The sequence below is a fragment of the Streptosporangium sp. NPDC000563 genome, from assembly GCF_040299985.1.
Taxonomy (GTDB): domain Bacteria; phylum Actinomycetota; class Actinomycetes; order Streptosporangiales; family Streptosporangiaceae; genus Streptosporangium.
In genome coordinates this window covers 1-23,172 of sequence record NZ_JBEPDA010000022.1, presented here as the reverse complement: position 1 = coordinate 23,172, position 23,172 = coordinate 1, and the positions used below count along the sequence as shown (strand labels likewise).

Below are 23,172 nucleotides of genomic sequence, written 5' to 3'. Positions count from 1 at the left end.
CCAAGGAGAGATCACCGTGTACGAGACCCGCGCCTACGACAACGAGCACGGACAGCCTGTCGTCGTGCTCGTCGCCACAGGCACCCACGACGTGTCCCGTCTGGCGCACCTGCTGAACGGCGGCACCTGCGAGCAGATCAGCCTCGCCCGGCAGGTCACCCGCCAGGTGAAGCGTCACAACGGCGGCAGGGCCGCGCTCCGGCTGCTCGCCGACCACGGAGGTCCTGACCTCCTCACCCGCGTCGGCGAGACGCCGCCCCTGTTCGACGTGACCACCGACACGCCGGACCTGCCCATCGACGCCGACGCACCCCCCGCGTTGCGGATGCTCAAGATGTATGCCGCCCGCACCCTGCACGCCTACGCGCTCGCCCACAAGACCTACCCCTCCCTCGACCGCACCCCGGCGCGGGAGGAGATGAACCGCTGGAGGCTCCGCTACTCCTTCGCCTCCTACGCGTACGGCGTCGTCCACCTGCTGCGCGAGCTGATCGAGCACGCCCCCGACAAGGCCGACGAGATCGCACAAACCCTCTGGAACGCCTGGCGCGACGCCGAGACCGACGAATCCGTACGGGACTGGCTCACCGAGTGGGGCATCGACCCCGAGAAGATCGTGCAGGAGGCGTTCGAGGACGCCAAGACCGCCGACGCGGACCTCGGCGTCGGCACCACCGTTGTCGTCCTGGCCACCGCCTACCTGAGGGTGCTCCGCTTCGGCCCGAACGACGCCACCTGCCTGGTCGCGGGAGAGCAGGTGAGCAATACCCTGTGCGGGATCGACCTGTTCGCGCCCGACACGCCCACCTGGGCCATCGGCGGCCAGCACACCAACCCCGAATGGACGTACACGCCGTGCCCCGGCTGCGTCGAGGCCGCCCGCACCTCCTACCCCGGCCAGCCCATCGTCGGCGTGCTGCCCGTCTCAGAGCCGGTCGCCGCCGAACTCGGCGTGCAGGCGCTCAACGACGAGACCCTCCTGCCGCTGGTCGCAGCGAAGGAGGTCAAGGCCGATGCCTGAGCTGAAGCAGCGCGCCGGGGACCAGCCGCTCCCCACGGTCAACGACTACCCCGACATCCAGTCCCTCGTCATCCAGGACATCAGCGATCGCCGCGAGGTCGGCATCGGCCGGTACGGCACCGCCCTCCAGCCATGGAACGGGCGAGACGAACTTCTGGATGCCTACGAGGAGGCCATGGATCTGACCTGCTACCTCCGGCAGGCCATGGCCGAGCGGGACTCGGCGCCGCGCGACACCGCCCCCTGCGACTGGTGCGGGGAGGCGTCCGCGAGCGACGCCGTCACCATGACGTACTCGGCGGGCAACCAGACGCACTTCCTGCTCTGCCCGCCCTGCACCAACCAGGCCACCACCCAAGGCGCCGCCTACGCCGCCGTACGGCGCCTCCCCCTCGCCGCGGCTACCACGGCCACCACCGCCCCGGCCGCAATCCCGTTCGACCCGCCCACCCCGGGCGGGCACCACGGGGAGCTGACGCAGCCCGACGAGCTGCACGCCGCAGCAGAGCGGATGCGCGCGGTCGCGCGAGCCGCCCGCGAGGAGATGCGCCGCGACCCCCAGTGGCACCACACCTACGGGCAGGAGATCAGCGCCTCCCTCGGCGGACCATGTGGAGATCTCGCCGAACTCTGGGACCCCGACCAGACCGAAGACGTCGCCGACCTCCTCGACGAGTTGGCCGACGACATCATCGTGCAGGCACCCGCCTGGGAGAACGACCCGAAGGTGCGGGTACCGGTCGCCGTCCTCGTTGAGCAGCGGTACGCGCGCCCGCTGGCCATCGCCCGCCGCATCAACGTTCGCGGAGACGCCAGGAGGGCTGTCTGATGGCCGTCACGAACTCCAGTATCGAGTGGACCGACTCGACATGGTCACCCGTCACCGGTTGCACCAAGGTCAGCCCCGGCTGTGACAACTGCTACGCCGAGGGGATCGCGCGCCGCTTCTCCGGCACGAAGGCGTTCCCGAACGGCTTCGAGGTGACGCTCCGCCCCGAGCGTCTCGACCAGCCGCTCCGCTGGAAGAAGCCCCGCCGGATCTTCGTCAACTCCATGTCCGACCTGTTCCACGACGCCGTGCCGGACGAGTACATCGCCCGCGTCTTCGCGGTCATGGCGGCCACGCCGGACCACACGTTCCAGCTGCTCACGAAGCGGCACGGCAGGATGCGGTCCCTGCTGTCGTCTACAGCCTTCGTGGAGGCCGTACAGGTCGCGTTCGATGCCCTCGCTGACGAGCACGAGATCGACCTCATCCCCGGACCGTGGCCCTTGTCGAACGTCCATCTCGGTGTCTCGGTCGAGGACCAGAAGTGGGCCGACCGCCGTATCCCCGCCCTGCTGGACACCCCGGCCTCCGTCCGCTGGATTAGCGCTGAACCACTGCTCGGGCCGGTCGACCTATGCGGCCCGATTGTCAACGGGCATCGGCCGAGGCTGACGTACTGGCTCACTGGCCGCCCCGGCTGGGGCAACGAGTACACCACCGATACTGGGATAACGATGACCAGCCCCGTGACCGGACCGCGTCTCGACTGGGTGGTCTGCGGTGGAGAGTCCGGCCACGGCGCCCGGCCGATGCACCCCGACTGGGCGCGCTCCCTACGCGACCAGTGCGTGGCCGCTGGGGTCGCCTTCCACTTCAAGCAGTACGGCGACTGGGTTGCTGAGTCGATGTGGCTGCACCGCGACACAGCCCCGGCCGCGTTCCTGTCGACGGACGGCACCACCCGGCCGCTGGTCAACGGGAAGCCGACCGCCGCGCCGATGAGCCGTGGCAAGGACATCACGATCCGCCGCGTCGGCAAGAAGGCCGCCGGGCGTGAGCTGGACGGCCGAACCTGGGATGAGATGCCCGCCGAGGTGGCCCGGTGATCGGCCGCACCTACCTGGAAGCCGGGCAGCCCGTCGTCGTCCAGGTGGCGCCGTACGAGAAGCGTGCCGGCCGCCCCACCCCGAGGTTCCCGCTCGTGCGCGTCGGTGACTACGCGCCGCGCAACGTGCTGATCCGCCGCGCGGGCGGCGAGCTCGTTGTCCGCCCGTTCCGAGGGCTTCGCCGCCTCACCCCCTGAAATTCCGTTCTGGGGCGGTTCCGAGGACCTGCTCCGCCGCCCCGGAACGGCACCAACACCTCTGGAGGAGAACCAGCGTGGTCACAAAGCGCGTCTCCCGGCCGGTCACACCGGTAGGCCTGTCGCAGGAGGAGTACCGGCGGCAGGTAGCGGCCGACATGAAGGAGAAGGTCCTCCAGGCCAACGTGCGTCGTCTCGCCGCCGCGATGGGGTGGATGGTGTGGTGCTGGTGGAACAGCCAGCACTCCCCGCCCGGATTCCCTGACCTTGTGCTCGTCCACCCTGGCCAGGGCCGGATCCTGTTCCGGGAGTTGAAGCGCTCTGGGTCGAAGGGCCGCATCACCACGGCGCAGAAGGCGTGCATGGCGGCTCTGACGGCGGCCGGGATGGACGTCGCCGTGTGGCGGCCGGAGGACTGGCTGAACGGCACCGTCGAGGCCGAACTCGCGGCCCCCTTGAACGAACGCCGGTGTGTGGCCCCCGGCGTCGACCCCACCGTGTAGGAAGGACTCCTCTCATCATGGATCACACATCAACGACCACCACGCCCAGCCGCAACAGCGTCCCGGCCGTGGGTGAGCAGGCAGTCATGGACGCGCTGCATGCCGCCGCGGCCGGGGCTCGCGCGGAGCTGGCGCGGGCCGCCGAGGGGAAGGCGGGGCTGCTGCTGTCGTGGGCAGGAGGCGCGTTCGCCGTCGTGGCCACCCTCGCTGTCACCGGCCCGGCTCGGCTGGTGGGGGTGGCGCTGGCCGGGGTATGGGCGGCGGTGCTGCTGATCGCGGGCGCGGTGCTGCTGCTCCTGCTGACAGTTCTCCCCACCCTGCCCAAGCGGGGCGGCACCGGTTTCGTCGCCTACGCCGAACTGCCCAACCCGGCCGCGCTGCTCGCCCAGGTCCGCAAAGAGATAGAGATCGATAAGCACGGGCTGGTGGTCGCGGCCGACGCGCACCGCCTGTCTCAGCTCGCGGTGGCGAAGTACCGGAGAGTGCGGTGGGCGGTGCGTCTCCTCGTCGCCGCCGTCGTGGTTCTCCTCGTCACACTCCCGGCGGGCCTGCTGCTGTAGCCCACACCACCCTCTGACGGCCCCGCATCCCGGCTTCGGCCTGGGCGGGGCCGTTTGTCGTTTCCAGGGATCATGACAGGGGCTCCTCATTGGAACCCCCGCAACATCATGTAACATTCGCCGCGACAGGTGATCCCCACCCGTTGTGTCACCCAGATCGTGCCCCTCGATCGAGCAGTAAGGAGGGCACCCACCTGTAAGGACGCCCACCCGATGAACATCCCCGACGACATCGCCGCCCTCCAGAACATCCCGGCCGGCCCCGGGTGGGAGCGCGCCGCGCAGAAACTCCTCGCGAAGCTACGGGCCATGCCCGCCGGCATCGACCGGATCCGCGCCGCGCACGCGATCGTCACCTCGGCGACCGAAGCCGCGGAGAGGCACCGTGCGGAGATCGACGAGTTCGTCGCGGTTCTCCTCTACCGGTACGGCTGGAAGAAGGCTCGGCTGGCGCGAGCTTCCGGTATCGCGGTCGTGGTGCTGTTCCGCGCCCGTGTCGTGCTGCCCGAGCCTCCGGCCGACCTGGTGATGGCTGAGGCGGAGGCTGAGGAGAACCTCACGACGGCCGCCGCCGCCTACCGCAGCCAGCAGGGCCTGGCGAAGGACGCCCGGGAGGTGCGCCGCGACGACATCCAGGCCATGTACCTGGGCCACCTCGACGGCAAGCTGTGGGAGACGGGCGAGGTCGGCCGGAAGGTGAGCACGGAGGGGGTGGCGCTCAGCGACAGCCTCGTCAAGGCCGACCTCACCGCCCGGGACATCGAGCGGCGCCCAGCCTCCGGGCATCGGGTCGCGACCCCCGATGGTCCGGCCGCGCCGCTGGCGGACATCGCGCGGATGATGCACGTCGCCCCGAACCGGCTGAAAGACGCCGTGCAGGCGGCCAAACGCGGCAATCGGTTCCCCACCGCTGCGATGGAGGGTGACCTGTACGTGCCCCGCGCCGTGGCGCAGTGGTGGCCGACGACGGAACGCGCATCGAAACGAGCGTACGGGCCGAAAGGCGAGCAGCTCGCGACGCTCGCCCGCCGGTACGGCCTGAACTACCAGGCGGCCAAGACCGCGGTCCGGTACGCGGAAGAACGCGCCGGAACACCCGAAGGGCTCCCCGCTGGGGTGCATCACGATGACGGCACGTTCGACGAGGAGAAGTTCCTCACCTGGTGGCGGGCACGCGCCGAGATGCTGGAGGCGGGGACGACGTTGAAGGCCATCGCCGAGGACCTCCGCGTCGACTACGGGTGGCTACGGGATCGGATCAAGGCGTACAAGGCCAAGCACGGCGGCGCGCTGCCGGACGGGGTGCAGCTCCCCTACCGGCGGTGGGACAAGGACAAGTTCGTCGCCGAGGTGTGGCCCACCATCACCGGTTCGTAGCCGCTGGTCAGCGGGGGTTGTCGCGGTAGTAGTCCGCGAGGATGACGACAGCGAAGAGCAGAGAGCAGGATCCCGCCATGATGGCGAGGTCCTGCTCTCCTTGTTTCCACGAGAGGCAGGCGTAGAAGAACGACATCACGAAGCACGCCCAGATCATCCTGGTGGTGGAGCGTTTCTCCGCCGCCCTCTTGTCCTCTGGGCTCGTCTCGTGTCGCGGGTTCCCCCACATCACCATGGCCACCCCTTTTTCGTCGTGCCTTGAAGTGTGAACGACAGTCACGTTTTGTGTCCACTAAATAGCTGAAAGTCCTCATTGTTCGGGAGATGGCAGGGAAACCAGACGTAAACGACCCCAGGTCGGCATCCTCCCGGCCGTGGACGAGCAGCAGACACGCGCCGGGCAGGCCCCGTGACCGCGCTCGCTCTGCCCGCACCCTCTAAGCGCCGCAGCGGGTCGAAGGTGGGCGCCGCCTCCAGAGTGCTCGCCGATTTGAAGGCGCTTCCGCCAGCGGTGCGGCGTCCGTTGCTGGCCCAGATGAAGCCGGGAGAGCTCGTACAGCTCTTGTCGGTGTCCGCCGACCAGGACGGCACCCCGTATTCGTTGTGGCGGGATGATCCGGTCGGGTTCACCGAGCAGGTACTCGGTGAGGCGTTGTGGTCGAAGCAGCGGGAGATTCTTGAGGCGCTGACCAGGTTCAAAACGGTCGCGGTCCCGGCTGGCTTCGGCCTCGGTAAGACCCACCTCTCGGCGCGGGCGGTGTGCTGGTGGTGTTGCACGCACCCGGTGGGTACCGCGCTGGCGGTCACTACGGCGACCCGGATGCGGCAGGTGCACCGGCAGATGTGGCCGCACATCCGGCACGCGGTCGCTCACGGGAACCTGCCCGGGTCCGCGGACATGGTGCAGTGGAAGGTGCGCGACGTCGAGAACGTCGAAGTTGTCGTCGCCTACGGCTTCACGGCGACCGAGCACGACGAGTCCGCGATGCAGGGCATCCACGAAAGCAACTTGCTGCTGATCGTGGACGAGGCGGGCGGTATCGGCCCGATCATTGGCCGGTCCACCCGTAACCTCCTCACCGGCAGCAACGCCCGCATGCTCGCGATCGGGAACCCGCCCACCGATGTCGAACGGAGCTGGTTCGAGGGGCTCTGCAAAGACGGCGAGGACCCTGACCGGCCGCATGTGACGACGATCCCGCTCGCCGCGACGGACTCCCCCGCAGTGACTGGTGAGGTGACCGACGACCGGGTGTGTCACTGCCCGGCAGGGCAGGAGGGACACCTCGTCTCCTCTCACCTGGTGGACCAGGAATGGATCGACGAAGCGATCCGCGATCACGGCCCGGACGCGCCGTACGTGATCGCGAAGGTCCACGCGAAGTTCCCGAAGGGCGGCGCGAACCAGACCATCCCGTCCAGCTACGTCGACGCTGGCCTGGAGCAGGAAGACCCCGAAGGCGCGGGGTGCGTCCGGTTGAACACGCTCGGGTTGGAAGAGACCAGCGACCATGTCGTGCGGATGGGGGCTGGTACGTGGGTGCGGATCGGTGTGGACCCTGCTGCGGACGGTGGCGACGAGCTGGCCATCGCCCGGTGCGTTGGTGATCTCGTCACGGTGGAGCACACGTCTTCGGGAGCTGCGAACCAAGATTTCGTCACGGTGGCCGGGGTCGTGCTGGAGCACGTCAAGAAGGCGGAAGCACTCGCGCGGCGCCTCGGGTCAACAGCCCAGGTGCACGTGAAGATCGACGTGAACGGCGTGGGGTGGGGTGTGCATGGACTGCTGACCAAGTGGGGGCAGGAGGGTAGGCACGGCGCGAAGATTATCCGGGTGATGGTGTCGGAGAGCACCGACCGCGAACCTGACATGGCGACGATGCGGCCTTGGAAGAAACGCGACGAGATGTGGCTGGCGGGCCGGATCTTGCTGCGTCCCCGCGATGATGGGCGGACCGCGCTTCGGCTGCGTGTCGACAAGAAGACCGCGGCTCAACTGTCGGCGCCGCGTAAGACCACGAACAGTGGTGGATTTACGGTCGTGGAGTCGAAGAAGAGCCTGAGAGAGCGGAAGGTCCCCAGTCCTGATCGCGCTGAGGCTTGCCTGATGGCGGTGTATGAGCCTGCGGAGAAGCCAGCCAAGCAGGTTGTCCAGCTCATTGTCTAAAAAGTCAGGTGACGCGGGTCAATGCCGGATGGTTGACGTCTTGTCGGGGATAGTTCCGTTGCTGAGGTTTAGGGCTGTAAACAACCCGTTACGGAACATGCGTGTTTCTTGCTGTACTCCCGGTGATGTGCGGTTTAACGTTCAAGCGCGCGGCCTGCTCGGCGAGTTGGTTCGCGCGTGACGTGGACACATGACTGCCTGGCCTGCCGTGCCCTTCCCCGGCTGGGTGGTTGTCGCACCGCCCTGGGGCGGGGAGGGGAGCACACATAGATGACTGACACGGTGGCGCTGACGAAGGAGCAGGTGGAGGCGCCCACGGGAGGGCATAACGACGACGCGCCGGTTACGGAGGCGTCAGCGGGGGGACATGAGTGGGTGGCCGGGACGGATGTGCCGGTCAGCCCCGAGCAGGCCAGGCAGATCACAGTCCGCGACACCTTCATGATCCACGAAAAGACGTGGGCGAGAGCGCGGCGGGTCTACTGCAACTGGTGTAACCAGGACTACTCGCGGGCCGTGGACCGGCCGTGCCCGGGGCCGCAGGCCGAGCACCTGCACGGAGGCACGCCAGGGGAACGTGCCAAACGGACCCAGGTTCCGGCGGAGTTGCGTGCCGATAACGTCGCGGCGGCGGCGTTCATGCAGCGCAGCCGCATCGACTTCATCCGCTAAACCCGCGTCCCCGACCCGGAGGAGTATCCGGGCGGGGACGCAAACACGTCTTCACCCCTAGCCTGCGCGCCGTACCTGAGCAGCACACCCTAGGGAGACGGCGCGTGGACCAGCAAACCCCGGATGCGGCGTCCCCAGACCGCCGCCTGCTTGACCTCGTCGCCCTGGTGCTGATCATCGTCGGCTGGGGTGGACTCGGTACGGCGTTGTTCCTGACGCATCCGCTGCTGGCGGTCGCGTACGGCTCCTTGACCGTCATCGCGGCCGGTGTCGCCCTCGGCATGAGCCGGTAAGGGGGTGCGGCGTTGAAGTTCCTCGCATCTCTTCGCACCCGCTCTCCCGGCCCGGCCCGGGAAACCAAGGCGTGGGACATCTCCGGGTGGAACCTGAGCAACCGGATGACCCTACGGGGGCACCGCAGCAACTGGACCGTCGAGCGCGCCGTGCAGGAGGGTTACGAACGCGTCGTCTGGGTGTTCAAGGCCGTCGACACGATCGCGTCCCAGCAGGCGAAACTCCCGTTCCGGTTCGAGCAGGTTCACGACGACGGCACCCGGGAACCAGTCCTCGACGACCCGCTCGTCAGACTGTTGAACCGGGCGAAGGTCAACGACCTGGAAACCGGCTACCAGTTCCGGCACCGCCTGTCCGGGCAGATCCTCCTGTCCCCCATGGGCGCGTTCGTCGAGATCGAACGGAACAACGCCGGCGACCCCATCGAGTTGCATCTGCTGCCGCCTGGCCGGACCCGCCCGGTGGCCGGGTACGACCCGGTGACGGGGAAGCCGAAGCTCCTGTCGCACTACGAGACGATTGACGCGGCCGGTGCCCGTCATGCGATCGACCCGGAGAACGTGCGGTGGTTCCGCAAACCGCACCCTGCGGACCCGTATCGGGCGATCACTCCGCTCGAAGCCGCGGGCCTGGCCGTTGACTTGGAGTTCCTGGCGCTGCTGTACAACGCCACCTTTTTGAGGAATGACGGCCGCCCGGGTGGGGTGATCGGTATCAAGGGGACCGAGGTCGCGCCCGGGGAGATGAACCGGATTCGTGACAACTTCGCGCCGGGCGCCCACCACGCGGGCAAGGTGTCGGTGCTCAGCGGTGAGCTGTCGTACATCGACCTGTCGGCCAAACCTCGGGACATGGCGTACGCGGAACTGTCGAAGATCACGAAGGATCAAATTCTCGCCGCGTTCGGCGTCCCCGAGTCGGTGATGGGGAACGCGAGCCAGCGTACGTACGAGAACGCTGCTCAAGAAGACGACACGTTTTGGCTGATCACCATGGACGACCATCTACGGCTGGTGTCGTCAGGGTGGGATGAAGACGCCGACGACGACATCGAAGCCGGGTTCGACACCTCCGCTGTTCCGGCGTTGCAGCGCGCGGAGGCGGCCAAGCGGACCGAGGCGCGTGAGGAGTTCGCGGCGGGGCTGATCAGCATCGACGAGTACCGGGTGCGGGCCGGCCTGGAGCCGTTCGACACGGTGCATTCGCGGTCGATTTTCGTGGCGCAAGGCAAGACGCCGCTCCCCACCTCGGAGGAGGATGCGGTCGCGCTCGGGATCGCACCCCCCGAGCAAGGAGGGGACACGGGCGGGGAGTCCACGGTCGAGGTCGAGCAGATCACCGACGAGGAAGGCGCCCTCGGGGAGGAGCAGGCGGCGCTACCGCCAGGCGAGAGCGCCCCGACCGGACAGGCCGGCGTCGGTGAGGAAGCTGTAGGGGGCGCCCAGGACGCCAGCGTCGACGCCGACGATGGTGGGGAAGGGGTGGATCTCGCGCAGGACGACGGCGCCGCTGAGGCTATGGCGCGGTTGCAGGAGCTTCTCGACTCCGACACCTCCGACGACGAGGAGGAGGAGGACGAGGAGGAGGACGAGGAGGAGGGGCGGGAGGCGAAGCGGCTCCCCTACGGCGCTGATGGGCCTGCTGTGCCCGCTACGGCGCGGGTGCGGGACCAGCTTGACGATGCCCTCCGGTCGGGGCTGGGGCAGCTTGTGGAGCGGCTCGCGGAGCGCACCGCTGCCCGGGTCCTGTCGCCCAAGCACCGCAAGGGCACCCGGCATTTCGTCGCGGAGTACGAGGTGGACACCCGCGTCGGGGACGCGCCGTTGGACGTCGACAAGCTGATCCCCGACTACACGGGTGAGGCTGAGCAGGTGCTTCAGCCGCTCGTCGCGGACGCGGCGGCACAGGTTGCGGCGCACCTCGGCGTCAAGTCCGGCCACGTCGACACGGTGAGCGGCGCGGTGGATGAGACCACGGCGTGGCTGGTGTCTCAGGTCGAGGCGACGGCCACCGACGTGCGGACCATGGTGGCCGAGCTCGATGCGCGGGGCGAGACGGCTGAGGAGATCGCCGCATCGGTGCGGGGCACCGTCAAGGGCTGGTCGTGGTGGCTGCCCGGCGGGGCGGCGCGGGCAGCGACCGCGTTGGTGAGCGGCGCGGGGCAGGCGGCGGCGGGCAGCTTGGCCGGTGGTGAGGCGATGGTGTTGTGGCGTGCCCGGCATGCCGAGCACAAGGCGCTGGACGGGCAGGCGCAGCTTGGTGGGGAGCCGTGGCGGGTGAATGGTGCGGTGCTGCGGTATCCGGGGGATCTGGCGGGGTCGGTGTGGGAGACGACGGGCTGCACGTGCTTCATGGTGCATGTTCTCCCGGAGTCCACTACGGCAACCCCCTAGACGCTTTTTAAAAAGCAAACTAATCTTTGAGGTGTTGTCAGGGTGATTGCTTGTCTCGCGAATCGAAGCGAGACGTAAGCGCCACCCATGCGGTTCCCTCGCAGTCCGAGCGGCGGACCAGCGCAGGAGCCCGCTTCCACCGGAAAGGACCACCCGCCATGTGGCACACCATCACCGGCCGAACCGAAGAGCGCACCCCCTACGACGGCACCGGCATCACCGCGCCGTGCGCGGACGGCCGCCACAGCGGCTGCCAGGACCCGAACTGCGCCTGCCCCGCCGGAACCTGCACCCACGCCCGCGCCACCCGCAAGAGCACGTCATGAGCGTCACCTTCCCGCCCTGCGTGTTCTGCGCCATCATCGCCGGGTCCGCCCCGGCCACGATAGTCCGTGCCTGGCCGGACACCATCGCGATCAGCCCCCGCCGCCCGGTCACCCCCGGCCACACCCTGGTCATCCCCCGCGTCCACGTCGCCGACGTCGGCCAGGACGTCGGCGTATCGGCGGCCACCATGATGCGCGCCGCCGAACTGGCCGCCAACCACCCCGACGCGAACGTCATCACCTCCCGGGGGGCGGCGGCCACCCAGACGGTTTTCCACCTGCACCTGCACGTCGTGCCCCGCACGCTGGGGGACGGCCTGCCGCTGCCGTGGACGCCGCAGCACGCCGCCCGCGCCGCCGAGAGGAGCCAGGCATGACCATCACGGTGGTGTGGGCGCGCGAACCCATCCCGGCAGGCCCCTCGGTGTTCCTCGCCGGACCCACTCCCCGGGCGGGCACCGTCCCGTCCTGGCGGCCCGACGCGATCGACGCGCTCACGGCAGCCTGGACCGGGCCGCAGCCGTTGACCGTGCTCACCCCCGAATCCCGGGGCGGCATCCGGGCGAAGCACTACGACGACCAGTTCGAGTGGGAGACCAGCGCACGGGACGCGGCCACCGCGATCCTGTTCTGGATCCCGCGCGACCTGGTCACCCTGCCCGGGTTCACGACGAACGTGGAGTTCGGCCACGATGTGCGCACCGGCCGGGCGGTGCTGGGGTGCCCGCCGGACTGCCCGAACCCTGAGCGCAACCGGTACCTGATCCATCTGGCTCGCCGCTACGCCGTCCCGGTGTGCGACACCCTCCCCGACGCCGTCACGGCGGCCATCGCGATCGTCCGAACCTCATGCTCGCCCTGATCCTGCGCGCCCGGGAGCTGCTGCACACCCGTGTATGCGGCTCCTGCGGGTCGCCCAACTGGTCCACCGCCACCCGCTGCCGCTCCTGCGGTAGCTGAACCCCTAACTCTCCGAAAGACGAGACCTGATGAGCTACCTCAAGCCTGGCGAATCGCTAGAGCGGTATGGCCGCAACAAGGGCGGCCGGTACGCCCACATCATCCGGGGCGGCAAGTTCGTCGAGGGTGCGGAGAACTTCGGCCTGTGCTGGGCCGATATCACCAAACCCGCCACCGAGAAGGACCGCCGTCGCGGTTGCGAAATCTGCTGGAAATGCGAGGACCGAGAGAAGACCGCCGAGCCGAACCTCTCGGAACCCCATGAGGGCGGCGCACTTCGCGACGCGGTCGTCGTCATCGAGGGTGATGAGGCGCCGATCGTCTTGAAGCGGCCCGAGGAACTCGGCATCCCTGAGGAACTGCGCGCCACCGCCACTCAGCTTCGGTGCGAGCACTCGTTCCCCGTTCAGCCGCCCCACGGGTCGCTCTTCGCGCCTGGCCCATGCAGCCGATGCGGGGTGGCATGGGCCGCCTGTGCCAGGGACATCCCCGACCGGCTCCGCGAACCGCTCGCTGCCCTGCTGGACGAGGCGGCCAACGAGGTCGAGACCGTCCTCGCCGAGGAGGTCACCCTCGGCCCGGACGACACCTACGACAAGGCGGTGCTCGACCATCAGGGTGAGATCCGTGCCGATCTCACCCACGCCCTGGCCGTCGCTCGCGCCGTGACCGGGGGCGACCGTGGGTGACGTATGGCTGCCGGTCCGGGATGCCGCCCGAGACGACATGTTGGCCAGCTTCGTCGCGATGCCCGCCGAGGCCCGGATGAGGCTGCTCGACGAGCAGCCGGACGTGTACTGGCGGGCGCTGGACCTGTACGTGGAGCACCTCACCGGCCAGCTCACCGAGTGCGCCAAGGCGCATCGTGCGGATCGGCGGTCGCAGCGGTTGGGTGCTGGTCTGTCTCGTCTGGGTGGGGTGTTCACCCGGACCCGCTGACCACACCACCCCGGAGGGGGCGGGAGCCTGCACGGCTCCCGCCCCCTTCTTGTCGTAGTCGGACGTAAACGCCTGCGATCGGGTTGCCTGCCCCCTGCCGAGTTGGGACGCCCCGGGGGGTTACGTTGACGGTTACGCAGGATGGTGCGCTCACCTGGACAATCGGGGGCGTCACCTACGAGGTGAAAGCCCGGCGAGGCAACAACTTCGACCCCAACCAGTTGCGCGACCGTAAAGGCCGGTGGATCGAAACCGGCGCCTCCGTGAGCATCTGGGGCGGCGGCAAAGGCACCGTGGAGCGCAACCTCGGTGGCGGCTACCTCGAAGTTCGTACCCCAGAGAAGCGGAAGCTCCGTGTTCACCGCAACTATCTGACGGTTGAGGCCCGCGCGGATGGGTCCAAACCGACTGACACCAGTTCGGCGTCGAAGCCTGCCCCGTTAAAGGTTGAGAAGCCGTCCGCAGGGGTGGAGGACTTCACCCCCGCTGGTGATGGCCGGGTGCGGGTCGCGGAGTTGAAGCCCGGCCAGCCGGTCCTGGTGTACGGCACCGACCAGTCCGGTGAGGCGACCAGCGCGGTCGGCTGGGTGCGGGCCGTCGACGCCGACGCTGGCGGGCACACCGTCACTCTCGATGTCGGGGGCGGCGCTACCCGGCAGGTGGGAACCGACCCCGATGCGGTCGCCCGCCCGATCCCTGAAGAGCCGCTCGCCCGCCTGGTGCAAGCTGAACGGGACGGGGATCCGAACGCCGCGAGTATCGCGGCGGGAGTGGTCGCTGCGATCCGCGACGCCGACGACGCCGAGGCGAACACCCCAGCGGCTGGTGTTGGTGGGCGTGGCGACCAGCAGCCCAACGCCGCCCCTGGTTCTCCGATTACCGCGAAGACGAGCAGACCACGGCACGAAAACCGGTGGGGCATGTTCGCGGACGCGAAAGCCCCGGTCAGCTACCACGACGACGGGGAGATCGGGCAAGCAGTCAAAAGCCTCGGCGAGGACGCGCAACTAGACGTCGATGGGGAATCCCTCATCAACACCCTCGAAGTGCTGGCCACCGACGCGGTCATGGGCCGCCGCAGCAGCCAGGAAGTGCTCGACCAGATCAAGACCCTCCGCGACCGGCTCCCCGAGGGGACACGAGCTCGCCGCGCCCTGGACAGCGCAGTCGCCGCCCTGGACGCGCCGGACACCCCGCCGCCGACACTGCCGGACGGCACCCCGGAACCTCTCCGGCAGCTCGCCGCGGACCTGCACGCGGTCCCCCTGATCCGCCGCGACCCGGACCAGGAGATGGCCGGCCTGCTGTCCATCGTCGACGCGTGGGAGCAGGGCAACACGACGCCGCGCCGCATCGCGACGGACGTCGCCAAGCTGGGCAACCGCCGGCACGAAAGCTTGGAAGGTAAAGCCGAGATTGACCGGGCTGTTGCTCGTGCCGGGAAGGCGTTGGAGGAGCTACGCACCCGCGACCGCCGGGCGTTCGACCCGCCGAGCAGTAAGCCCGCCGCTGAGCATGAGGCGCCTGAGGTGGATGCACCTGCACCGCAGGCGCGTCCCTCCACAGCGGATGCCCCTCGATCTCGTCAACCGGACGTTGACGCCCCCGAGGAGACCCCCACACCCCCTCCCCCGCCTCCGGCCCCGGTGCCTGCGGCGCCGCAGGCACCGGCCAGCAGGGGCACGCTGACAGCGGGAGATGTCCGCTCCGGCGACCGGATCACGTTCGACGTGTCGGTGACCGCGCAGAACGTGGAGCGGTTCTCCGGCGGTACGAACCCTCCTGACGTCGGAGACCGGGTGACCGTGCGCGGTGTGCTCGCCGCGGACCCTGAAGAGGACATGTTCGGCGGACACACGGTGCGACTTGCCGCCGAGGGTGCCCGGTGGGAGACCGGCCGAGGTATCGGCCCTCTCGGCGGCGGCCGGGAATTCATGCTCGACGACGGTCACGTGGTCACGAAGGTCGGCGCCGGGCAGGAACGCAAACCCGCCCCCACCCCAGGGCCGCAGGCGCGGCAGGACGGCCTGTTTCTGGAGCCCGACAGGGCCGGTACGGCGGAGATGTTCGACCCCTACGCGGACGACTTCGAAACGGTCGGCGCTGAGGCGCCCCGCCAGCCCGACAGGCCGGTATCGGCCCCGGAGAGGTCTCCTCGTGAGGAGGCTCCAGCCGGGGGTGGAACACCGGAGGCGGTCACCCCTGAGGTTGTGCAGGCGCGGGTCCGAGACGCCTACCAGGCGTTGGCCAAGGAGCCCGGCGACTGGGTGAGCCTGACCCAGCTGCGTGACCGGCTCGGCGCTGACCTGCCGCGAGAGCAGGTCGATGCCGCACTGCGGCGAATGAACCGCATGCCGGATGTGAACCTGGTGCCCGACGATAACCAGAAGATGCTCACACGGGAGGACCGGGCCGCCGCGCTGCACATCGGTGAGCAGGACAAACACCTCATCTCGATCACCTCGGAGCCTGCCTCTGCCGCCAAGGTGGACCGGACGCAGACGCCCCCCGATTCGGCGCCGGAATCGTCTCCCCGCCCGACGCCGCAGAACCTGTCCGACACCGAACTGGACGCGCAGGTCGCCCAAGGTCAACGCCGTATTGACGGTGCCCGCGCGGCCGGGGCACGCAACCGCGACGACGGCGACTCCGCGCTTGCGGAAGCTTTGGCGGAGCCAGCGGTAACAGAGCGGGACCGCCGCACTCAGAGGCGGGCATCTTCGGCGGCTGCGGCCAAGCCTGAAGACGAAGGGGGGCCAGTCACCCCGGAGGTAGTGCAGACGCGAGTCCGCGACGCCTACACCGAGCTGGCGAAAAAGCCGGGCGACTGGGTGAACCTCCGCCTGCTGCGTGACCGGCTCGGCGATGGGATGTCGCGAGAGCAGGTCGATGAGGCGCTGCGGCGGATGATGCGCCTGCCGGACGTGAACCTTGTTGGGGAGGGCAACCAGAAGATCCTCAAACCAGAGGACCGGGCCGCCGCAGTACACATTGGTGAGCAGGACAGGCATCTCATTTCGATCCTTCCGGCGGCCGACGCAGTCGCTGAGGTGGACCTGCCGGATTCGTCCACGGCGACGGCGCAGCAACTCGGCGACGCGTTCCGCGGCCTCGGTATGCCGCGCACCGCAGACGCCGCTGTCCGTGCTCGCACGCTCCTGGACGGGGATCGGCGCGAGTGGACTGCGGAGCAGCGCGCCGAAGCGGTCACCGCGATGCGGGAGTTGCACGCGGCGAAGTTCGCTGAGGACGCGCGCATCACCGACCGTGCCCAGGCGCGGTGGGCGCGTGACGTCGTGGATACGCAGTTACCCGAGCGGGCGCACGCCGTGGGGGCGGGCCGTCTCGATGAGCGGACGGTCTCGGTGATCGACTCGTATGCGGGCCTGGAGGATGAGGACCTGCTGGGCGAGATCCGCTACGCCTCGCCGGGATCAGCGTCCTACGACCACTTCGTGGACGAGTTGGGGCGGCGAGGGTTCGACGCGCAGGGCCAGCCCCTTACGGGGGACGGTCGCGGCGAGGAGTCGGAGACTCCCCCGAGGGTGGTGCCTGACGCTGCCCCGGTGCCGGACTCGCCTGCCGACCCGTCACCGCAGGACTTGTCAGACACTGAGCTGGACGCGCAGATCGCCCAGGGTCAACGCAGCGTTGACGCTGCCCGCGCCGCTGGGGGGCGCAACCGCGACGACGGCGACAGCGAGTTGGCCAGGGCGCTGCTGGAGCCGCTGGTCGCGGAATGGCAAGCCCGGCAGCAGCGCGTCGCGCAACTCGACCAGGAGGCGGCCAGCGCGGAGCGGTCTGGCGGGCTCGTGGACGCTGAGGACCTCACCCCGGGTGACCGTATCCGGGTGGTGCGCCGCTCCGACGACGTGCGGCGGGTGCGGGGGCGGTTCGGCCGAACCATGATGGCCCAGGACGAAGGCGAGTCGTGGGTCGGAACCGTCCCCGAGGGCTACCAGCCTGGTCAGCCGGTGCGGTTGGACGACGTTGTGATCGAGCAGGCGGGGACGGTGCAGCCCCGCACCATGGCCGACCCGCCCGCTGTCCGGTTGGATGACCAGGTTGAGCGGTTGGACGCCGACACGGCTGCGGTGTCTGTGCGTGAGGCTGCGGAGTTGCGGGGGCAGGAGCAGCAGCGGCGCGCGGATAACGCCGCGCAGTGGGATGCCGCGCAGCGGGAGCTTCTGGAGGGGGCGGGTGGCGCCGCGTTGGTGGACGCTGTTGCCGGGTTCGACGCGGCGGCCGGGGGCGGTAGTACCCGGGAGGTGGAGGCGGCGTGGTTGGCCGCTGACCGGGCGCTGGCCGAAGCGATCGCATCCGCGCCGGCGTCCGGGTTTGATCGGCAGCGGCTGAGCACGTTGCAGGCGGGGTTGGCGACGCGGCTGGTCAACGCTGGCGGCAGCATCGGGAGTGCCCGCCGGGCTGGGAGACTGCAGGGGCCTGATGCTCCCCCGGTGCGTGGCGGGGATCTGGTGGAGGGTGACCGGCTGCCGTCTACGCCGGACATGCCGGGCGGGGTCGTGCAGGAGGCGGTCCCGGCAGGGGATGTCAACCTGCTCACGTTGCGCACCGATGAGGACGCCCGGCAGGTCCGGGCGGTGCCTGCTGATCAGCCGGTGACGCTCGATGAGACGCCGGTCGACGAGCTCGCCCCAGCAGCAGCGCCGGAGGGTGCGCCGGAGCCGGGGGTGCTGGCCGAAGTGGTGCCGTTGCCGGACGGGGTCGCGGCGGGCCGGGTGCGGCTGCGGACCGATCAGCGGAAGCGGCTGCTGGACCTTCACCTCGACGCCGAGGGCAGCGGCGTTGATGAGGAGGTGCGGCAGGCGGCGGCGCGTCTTCGTGCCCGGCAGGATCTGTCGTCGACGCAGATGCGTGCCCTGTCGGATCACCTGCGGGGCATGGCTGCCGACGACTCCCAGCCGGGGGCTCGGCGCCGGTCGCTGGCGCGGACCGCGTCATGGGTGGACGCTGCTGAGGCTCGTTTGGAGGGGTTTCCGCCGCCTCCGCATAACCCGCACCGGGACGCCCCGGAGAAGGCGTACGCCCGCAACCTGACGATGGGCGACACGATCGCTCTGCCGGGCGGCGACGGTGAGGTGTCGTACGGCACGGTGACGGTGGTGCGCCCCATCCGAGGGTTCGGGCTCGTCGCGGTGCATGTGCGGCGTGACGACGGGGCGGTGGAGCAGCGGGTCCTACCGGATGGGGTGGATCTGTGGGTGATGCCGGACCTGCCCGAGGATTGGCCCGCGCCGCCTCGCCCGGACGTGCGTGAGCACATCCGGGCCGACCGGCTCAACGTCGGCGACGACATCGTCATCGGTAGCCGCCGCTTCGGTACCCCCGTCACGGGGACGGTCGTGTCGGTGGAGCGCACGAACCGGGAGCTGTCGGCCACTGAGTGGTACGAGGTGACCGTACGGGGTGAGGACGGCTCCGAAACGACCGTTCCCCTCGGTGACCGGGGGTGGGCGGCGGTGGTGCGCACCAAACGTGGACCGCACTCCGAAGGCCAGGCGTTCGCACAAGCGATGCCGGATGAGACCCCGGAACCGGTGGGGCACGGTGACTTGCGGGCCGGGGACCGGGCGCAGGTCGAAGGGGTCACTGGCGTCGTCACCACCATGAGCCACCGCCCGGGCGGCGCCACCGTCACCCTGCTGGGCGACGACGGCCAGCAGCACACCATCCCCGTCTTCGACGACGCCGACAGCCCGCCGGAGATCACCCGGCTCATCGCGGCGGACGACAACGCGGGCGCCCGCATCACCCAGCAGCTCCGCTACCGGGAGCAGGTCACCCGGGAGCGGGAGTTCACCGACTTCCTCGCCGGGGTGGAGACCCGCACCAGCCGCGCAGCAACCTCTGAGGTGACGCGCAGCATGCAGGACCTGCCCTCCGACACGTCCCGAGACGCTGCCCTCGACGCCGCTGAAACAGCGCTGAGCGGGTTGGTGCGCGGCGACGACGCTGGGGCTGCGGCGGCGCTCGCGCGGCGTCTCGGCGCCCAAGATGACCTTCAACAAGCCGAACTGGAGCGCCTCACCCAGGGCATCACCGGCGCAGTCGCCGGGCGAGCAACCAGCCGTCTCCACACCGCGTTGCAGCACGTGGACCGGCTACCAGGCGAGTCATGGCCAGACGCGGTCACCCGCCTGGCCGCGTACTACCGGGACCATCCGCCGACCGACCGTCTCGCCCTGGCGGGCCAGTCGCTGGCGGCGCTCCGTACCCGGCTGGGAGACGCCGACACCAGCAGGGAGCAGCCGCCTGCTGGGCTGCCGGACGGCGCGGACCTACCCGCCCGCCTGGCCGCGTACCGGGCCGCACTCCCCGAAGACCTGGCCAACCTCGGACGGCAGCCCGTCACCCGGGCGACGTTCGCCCCGACCACGCTCGCCGAGCTGGAGACCGCGCGAGTTCCCGAGGTGCACACCGCCACCCTGTGGGCCGACGACGTCGCCGACGACGACGGCCCCGGCGAACAGGCCATGGCGCACCTGGGAGCGGTGCGGGCGGCCGGCCGGGATGTCGACACCCGGTTCCAGCATCACCTCGGCGGCCGGGAGACCGCGATCAACGCGGAGTTGGACGGGGTGACCCGGAGGCGAGGGCGGGCGTACACCGACCTCGACGGCATCGACCGGGACGTCGTACAGCAACGCACCACCGGCCGCGACCAAGCGGCCCGGGATGCCGGGTACGACGACTTCGGCGCGTACTCGGCTGCCGCCCCCGAGGAAGCAGCAGCAGCGGCGGCCCAGGTGGAGCAGGCCATCCCCGCTGAGCTGATTCGCCGCCGGGAGGCCGCGGTGGCGCAGTGGCAGCAGCACGCCGCCCGCGAAGCGGAACTACGCGGGATGCTGGCCACGGCCCGCCGTGACGCCCTGGTGGCGACCCTGGCGGAGATTCGCCCGGTGGGTGGGGACGGCATCACCTACACCGACCGGTCCGGGAAACCCATGACCGGCCGGGCTGGAAGCAACGCCGCCGCGTTGAAGTACGTGGAGCAGGTGCTGCCTTCGGACTGGTTGGCTGCCGCCCGACAGTTGGGGCCGGTGGAGGTGGTGACCGGCCGTGGCCAGCACCGCCACGACCCGGACAATGGGCGGTCCCGTATCAGCCTGCCCGCCGATGATGACTCGGCGATGGCGTTGCGTGACGGCGAACCGGTGCGGGTGCCGGTGCCGTCGTCGCAGCCGGGCGGGGTACCGAAAGCAGGGGTCGCTGCTCACGAGCTGGGCCACCGCATGGAGGCGACCATCCCTGGCCTGGTCGAGGCGGAAAGGCTGCTGCACTTCGACCGCACCAGTTCCGGACCGGCCGGGCAGCGTGAGCGGGGTGAGCCGATCACGGGAGCTGACGGGTTCGAGGCGTACCCGGGTGACTTCCCCAACGCCTACACCGGCCGCGTCTACCGGGACGGTGAGGCGTACGAGGTGTTCCCGGCGGTGCTGGAGTCCCTCGCCGGTGGCCGGGACAGCGCGGATGATGACCTGCGGCAGTGGGGGCTCGGGGTGCTCGCCCTGCTCGGCACCGACCCGGGCGGCCCATCCGGAGGCAAGACCAGCCCAGACAAGCCCAGCGACCCGCTGGACGGCATCGACGTCGCCTCCCTGTCCGACACCCGGCTGAGGGAGCTGCTGGCCACGGTCAGCGACCCGGACGCGCGGGCGCGACTCCGCGCCGAACTCGACAGCCGCAACACCCCGCAGACCAACGACGACGAGGACCTGTCCTCCCTCAGCGAGTCGGAGCTGTTCGACCGGGTGGAAAAGGGGTGGGCAGGCTACGGCGAAGACCCCGCCGTGACCGCAGCACAGAATCGGCTGCTCGCCGAACTCGAAGGCCGGGAACGGGACCAGAAGCGCAGCCTCGGTGATCTCACCGAATCCGACCTCGCGACGATGGACACCGACGACCTGGCCGGGCTCCTCACCGGCAACTGGCACCGCTACGACAACGAGCAGAGCGTCGCGGCGATGCTGGATCAGATCATGGCCGAACTCGACGGCCGCGACCGGGCACGCCACGCCGACCAGGGCGACCCGTACGCGGGCATCGACCTGGGGGCCAAGTCCGATGACGAGTTGGAGGAGCTACGCGCCCAGCACGAGGCGTCCTACAACTCCGACCCGAACTCCGCCCGGTTGACGAAGCGGATCTTCGCGGAGATGGACGACCGCGACGTGGCCCGCGCGTCCGCTGGGGAGGATCAGCGCAGCGACACCGACCGGCGCATCGACGACCTCATCGCCCAGGGGTGGACGCCCCGGGACGCCTACGCCGAAGCGCACGGCCTCAACCCCGACGAGGTCGAGCGGCAGGAACGCCTCGCCCTCATCGACGCCGAGCGTGCCCCCGGCGAACGCCGGGAGGACACACTTCGGCGGATGCACCGCCAATGGGTCCACGAACAGTGGCTGGCCGCTGAGGAGGCGACCCGCGGCTACCTCCTCAACCGGGCCGGGGTCGCCGCGAACATAGACCCCAAGAGCCTGTGGGGTGGAAACTCGTCCCGCGCCGGAAAGTACGCCAGCGAGGAGTTGAAGCGGTGGTGGGCTGAACAGCCGAACGGCGGCCGGATGACCTACGCCGAGTGGCGGGCGCAGTGGATCGGCGACCAGGCAGACCGGCGAAACACCCGGGAACGCCGTCAAAGCAGCAGCAACGGAAGGGACTTCGGCGTATGAGCGAGTCGAGCAGCGGGCCGACCGAGGAGGAGCTGGTGAACGCGCGCCGCTCCGGCCGGCTCGCCGCGGACAACGGGTTTCCGCCGGGGGTGTGCCGGTATCCGGCGGGCACCCCTCTGGCGCAGGTGTGGATGCAGGCGTACACCGACGCCCTGCCAGATGAGCCGGGGGACGCGCTGTGATCATCGAGGGGTACATCGACGGCATCTACTACGCCGTCACGGCCGGCACCCCCCGCCCGGAAGCGGCAGCCACCATCGGGGTGGTGTCGGGGTCCCGGCACGCGGTGCTGCTGCTGGAGATGCACAACGGCCGCGAAACCCCCGCCGGGGAGATCCTCGACGTGGAGGACGCGGAGTCGGTGCGGGCCGCGTTGGAGGCGCTCACCGACAACGTGCGGGTCCGTCCCAGCGAAGGCTGACGTAACCAGCGCGAGACGGCATGGTGCCGTTCCGTGCGGGGGAGATGGTGGCGGCTCGGGTTCGCGATCGGCGTGTTCGGGGGGACGACGCTGCTCGCGGTGATCTCTGACCAGGTCAGAGACCCCGGGCCGCCCACCATCACATTCATCCAGGGCACCCCGCCGCCCGCGCTTCAAGGGGGACTCCCATGACTCTGCACAAGCAGGACGGCACCCGGCTGTCCAAGAGCGCCGCGACCGCGCTGTTCGAAGCCGTGACGGACACCGATCCGCTGATCAAGGCGACCGTCACCATCAGCGAGCGCTTCGACCACGAGAACGCCGATCCGGCGTTCCCTACGGATGGCCAGCGCATCAAGTTCCGCAAGGGGCAGATCATCCGCACCAGCGAGCTGAACGCCATGTACCCGGCGGCGACGATCGGCACGATCACCCCGGCGACCGGCGACGCTGCTGGCGGCACCGCGATCGTCATCGCGGGCACGAACTTCTCGCCGGGCTCGACGGTGACGGTGGGTGGTACCGCCGCGACGTCCATCGTGGTGGTCTCCCCCACGAAGATCACCGCCGTGACGCCGGCCAAGACCGCCGGGGCGCACAACGTGGTCGTGACCACCGACGCGGGCGCGGTCACCAAGACGGGTGGGTTCACCACCACGAGCTGAACCCAGCAGACTCGGGCGGTCCACGGTGCGCGAGCCGTGGACCGCCCGCCTGCTTTGCGGGCGCGGCGCGCTACGCCGCGACCATGTCGTGCCACAACAAATTACG

General features: G+C 69.8%; 21 protein-coding genes. 20 read left to right on the top strand and 1 reads right to left on the bottom strand.

Features of this window, described 5'->3' with window-relative positions:
* The first annotated feature begins 16 nt into the window (after positions 1 to 16).
* The 7 genes from ABT352_RS32825 to ABT352_RS32795 all read left to right on the top strand — a co-directional run bounded on the left by ABT352_RS32825 (position 17) and on the right by ABT352_RS32795 (position 5,533).
* Entirely contained in the window at positions 17 to 1,021 is a 1,005-nt protein-coding gene (locus ABT352_RS32825) for a hypothetical protein (protein WP_350948885.1), read from the top strand.
* Positions 1,014 to 1,850 (top strand): hypothetical protein, encoded by an 837-nt coding sequence (locus tag ABT352_RS32820; protein WP_350948884.1) that lies wholly within the window; start codon positions 1,014 to 1,016, stop codon positions 1,848 to 1,850. The genes ABT352_RS32825 and ABT352_RS32820 overlap by 8 nt, the downstream gene beginning before the upstream one ends.
* Positions 1,850 to 2,896, top strand: a complete 1,047-nt coding sequence (locus tag ABT352_RS32815) for a DUF5131 family protein (protein ID WP_350948883.1) — start codon at positions 1,850 to 1,852, stop codon at positions 2,894 to 2,896. Before ABT352_RS32820 ends, ABT352_RS32815 begins: the two co-directional genes overlap by 1 nt.
* The gene (locus ABT352_RS32810) at positions 2,893 to 3,093 is read left to right on the top strand and encodes a hypothetical protein (RefSeq protein ID WP_350948882.1); all 201 of its coding nucleotides are present in this window, start codon (positions 2,893 to 2,895) and stop codon (positions 3,091 to 3,093) included. The genes ABT352_RS32815 and ABT352_RS32810 overlap by 4 nt, the downstream gene beginning before the upstream one ends.
* A gap of 77 nt (positions 3,094 to 3,170) precedes the next feature.
* Positions 3,171 to 3,596, top strand: a complete 426-nt coding sequence (locus tag ABT352_RS32805) for a VRR-NUC domain-containing protein (RefSeq protein ID WP_350948881.1) — start codon at positions 3,171 to 3,173, stop codon at positions 3,594 to 3,596.
* 17 nt (positions 3,597 to 3,613) lie between these two features.
* Positions 3,614 to 4,156, top strand: coding sequence for a Pycsar system effector family protein (locus ABT352_RS32800; protein ID WP_350948880.1), 543 nt, complete (start codon positions 3,614 to 3,616; stop codon positions 4,154 to 4,156).
* 213 nt (positions 4,157 to 4,369) lie between these two features.
* Positions 4,370 to 5,533, top strand: coding sequence for a hypothetical protein (locus tag ABT352_RS32795; protein WP_350948879.1), 1,164 nt, complete (start codon positions 4,370 to 4,372; stop codon positions 5,531 to 5,533).
* 7 nt (positions 5,534 to 5,540) lie between these two features.
* Here the strand turns inward: ABT352_RS32795 and ABT352_RS32790 are convergent, their stop codons facing one another.
* Positions 5,541 to 5,768 (bottom strand): hypothetical protein, encoded by a 228-nt coding sequence (locus ABT352_RS32790; RefSeq protein WP_350948878.1) that lies wholly within the window; start codon positions 5,766 to 5,768, stop codon positions 5,541 to 5,543.
* Between the two features lie 174 nt (positions 5,769 to 5,942).
* Here ABT352_RS32790 and ABT352_RS32785 point away from each other — a divergent pair, with 174 nt between their 5' ends.
* The 13 genes from ABT352_RS32785 (at position 5,943) to ABT352_RS32725 (ending at position 23,066) form a co-directional block, all read left to right on the top strand.
* Positions 5,943 to 7,700 carry a hypothetical protein gene (locus ABT352_RS32785; RefSeq protein ID WP_350948877.1) on the top strand — a complete coding sequence of 586 codons (1,758 nt, stop codon included), beginning with the start codon at positions 5,943 to 5,945 and terminating at the stop codon, positions 7,698 to 7,700.
* A gap of 270 nt (positions 7,701 to 7,970) precedes the next feature.
* On the top strand, positions 7,971 to 8,372 hold the full coding sequence (locus ABT352_RS32780; RefSeq protein WP_350948876.1) for a hypothetical protein: 402 nt from the start codon (positions 7,971 to 7,973) through the stop codon (positions 8,370 to 8,372).
* 104 nt (positions 8,373 to 8,476) lie between these two features.
* Entirely contained in the window at positions 8,477 to 8,665 is a 189-nt protein-coding gene (locus ABT352_RS32775) for a hypothetical protein (RefSeq protein ID WP_350948875.1), read from the top strand.
* A 12-nt stretch (positions 8,666 to 8,677) separates the two neighbouring features.
* Positions 8,678 to 11,059, top strand: a complete 2,382-nt coding sequence (locus ABT352_RS32770; RefSeq protein ID WP_350948874.1) for a phage portal protein — start codon at positions 8,678 to 8,680, stop codon at positions 11,057 to 11,059.
* A 158-nt stretch (positions 11,060 to 11,217) separates the two neighbouring features.
* Positions 11,218 to 11,385, top strand: coding sequence for a hypothetical protein (locus ABT352_RS32765; RefSeq protein WP_350948873.1), 168 nt, complete (start codon positions 11,218 to 11,220; stop codon positions 11,383 to 11,385).
* Positions 11,382 to 11,762 carry an HIT family protein gene (locus tag ABT352_RS32760; RefSeq protein ID WP_350948872.1) on the top strand — a complete coding sequence of 127 codons (381 nt, stop codon included), beginning with the start codon at positions 11,382 to 11,384 and terminating at the stop codon, positions 11,760 to 11,762. Before ABT352_RS32765 ends, ABT352_RS32760 begins: the two co-directional genes overlap by 4 nt.
* Complete coding sequence (locus ABT352_RS32755; RefSeq protein WP_350948871.1) at positions 11,759 to 12,247, top strand: nucleoside 2-deoxyribosyltransferase domain-containing protein; 489 nt, start codon at positions 11,759 to 11,761, stop codon at positions 12,245 to 12,247. The genes ABT352_RS32760 and ABT352_RS32755 overlap by 4 nt, the downstream gene beginning before the upstream one ends.
* Positions 12,248 to 12,374: 127 nt before the next feature.
* Positions 12,375 to 13,034 carry a hypothetical protein gene (locus ABT352_RS32750; protein WP_350948870.1) on the top strand — a complete coding sequence of 220 codons (660 nt, stop codon included), beginning with the start codon at positions 12,375 to 12,377 and terminating at the stop codon, positions 13,032 to 13,034.
* Positions 13,027 to 13,284: a hypothetical protein gene (locus ABT352_RS32745; RefSeq protein WP_350948869.1), complete on the top strand. Its 258-nt coding sequence runs from the start codon at positions 13,027 to 13,029 to the stop codon at positions 13,282 to 13,284. Before ABT352_RS32750 ends, ABT352_RS32745 begins: the two co-directional genes overlap by 8 nt.
* A gap of 125 nt (positions 13,285 to 13,409) precedes the next feature.
* On the top strand, positions 13,410 to 21,980 hold the full coding sequence (locus tag ABT352_RS32740; protein WP_350948868.1) for a hypothetical protein: 8,571 nt from the start codon (positions 13,410 to 13,412) through the stop codon (positions 21,978 to 21,980).
* Entirely contained in the window at positions 21,977 to 22,162 is a 186-nt protein-coding gene (locus ABT352_RS32735; RefSeq protein WP_350948867.1) for a hypothetical protein, read from the top strand. The genes ABT352_RS32740 and ABT352_RS32735 overlap by 4 nt, the downstream gene beginning before the upstream one ends.
* A complete protein-coding gene (locus ABT352_RS32730) occupies positions 22,159 to 22,401 on the top strand; it encodes a hypothetical protein (RefSeq protein WP_350948866.1) in 243 nt (80 codons plus the stop codon). Before ABT352_RS32735 ends, ABT352_RS32730 begins: the two co-directional genes overlap by 4 nt.
* 188 nt (positions 22,402 to 22,589) lie before the next feature.
* Positions 22,590 to 23,066: an IPT/TIG domain-containing protein gene (locus tag ABT352_RS32725; RefSeq protein WP_350948865.1), complete on the top strand. Its 477-nt coding sequence runs from the start codon at positions 22,590 to 22,592 to the stop codon at positions 23,064 to 23,066.
* Positions 23,067 to 23,172: the final 106 nt, after the last annotated feature.

What these genes read in the sequence shown, in the direction of transcription:
- ABT352_RS32800 (WP_350948880.1), top strand. Translation starts at nt 3,614, where the DNA reads ATGGATCACACATCAACGACCACCACGCCCAGCCGCAACAGCGTCCCG.
- ABT352_RS32815 (WP_350948883.1), top strand. Translation starts at nt 1,850, where the DNA reads ATGGCCGTCACGAACTCCAGTATCGAGTGGACCGACTCGACATGGTCA.
- ABT352_RS32820 (WP_350948884.1), top strand. Translation starts at nt 1,014, where the DNA reads ATGCCTGAGCTGAAGCAGCGCGCCGGGGACCAGCCGCTCCCCACGGTC.
- ABT352_RS32735 (WP_350948867.1), top strand. Translation starts at nt 21,977, where the DNA reads ATGAGCGAGTCGAGCAGCGGGCCGACCGAGGAGGAGCTGGTGAACGCG.
- ABT352_RS32760 (WP_350948872.1), top strand. Translation starts at nt 11,382, where the DNA reads ATGAGCGTCACCTTCCCGCCCTGCGTGTTCTGCGCCATCATCGCCGGG.
- ABT352_RS32765 (WP_350948873.1), top strand. Translation starts at nt 11,218, where the DNA reads ATGTGGCACACCATCACCGGCCGAACCGAAGAGCGCACCCCCTACGAC.
- ABT352_RS32790 (WP_350948878.1), bottom strand. Translation starts at nt 5,768, where the DNA reads ATGGTGATGTGGGGGAACCCGCGACACGAGACGAGCCCAGAGGACAAG.
- ABT352_RS32795 (WP_350948879.1), top strand. Translation starts at nt 4,370, where the DNA reads ATGAACATCCCCGACGACATCGCCGCCCTCCAGAACATCCCGGCCGGC.
- ABT352_RS32755 (WP_350948871.1), top strand. Translation starts at nt 11,759, where the DNA reads ATGACCATCACGGTGGTGTGGGCGCGCGAACCCATCCCGGCAGGCCCC.
- ABT352_RS32750 (WP_350948870.1), top strand. Translation starts at nt 12,375, where the DNA reads ATGAGCTACCTCAAGCCTGGCGAATCGCTAGAGCGGTATGGCCGCAAC.
- ABT352_RS32780 (WP_350948876.1), top strand. Translation starts at nt 7,971, where the DNA reads ATGACTGACACGGTGGCGCTGACGAAGGAGCAGGTGGAGGCGCCCACG.
- ABT352_RS32725 (WP_350948865.1), top strand. Translation starts at nt 22,590, where the DNA reads ATGACTCTGCACAAGCAGGACGGCACCCGGCTGTCCAAGAGCGCCGCG.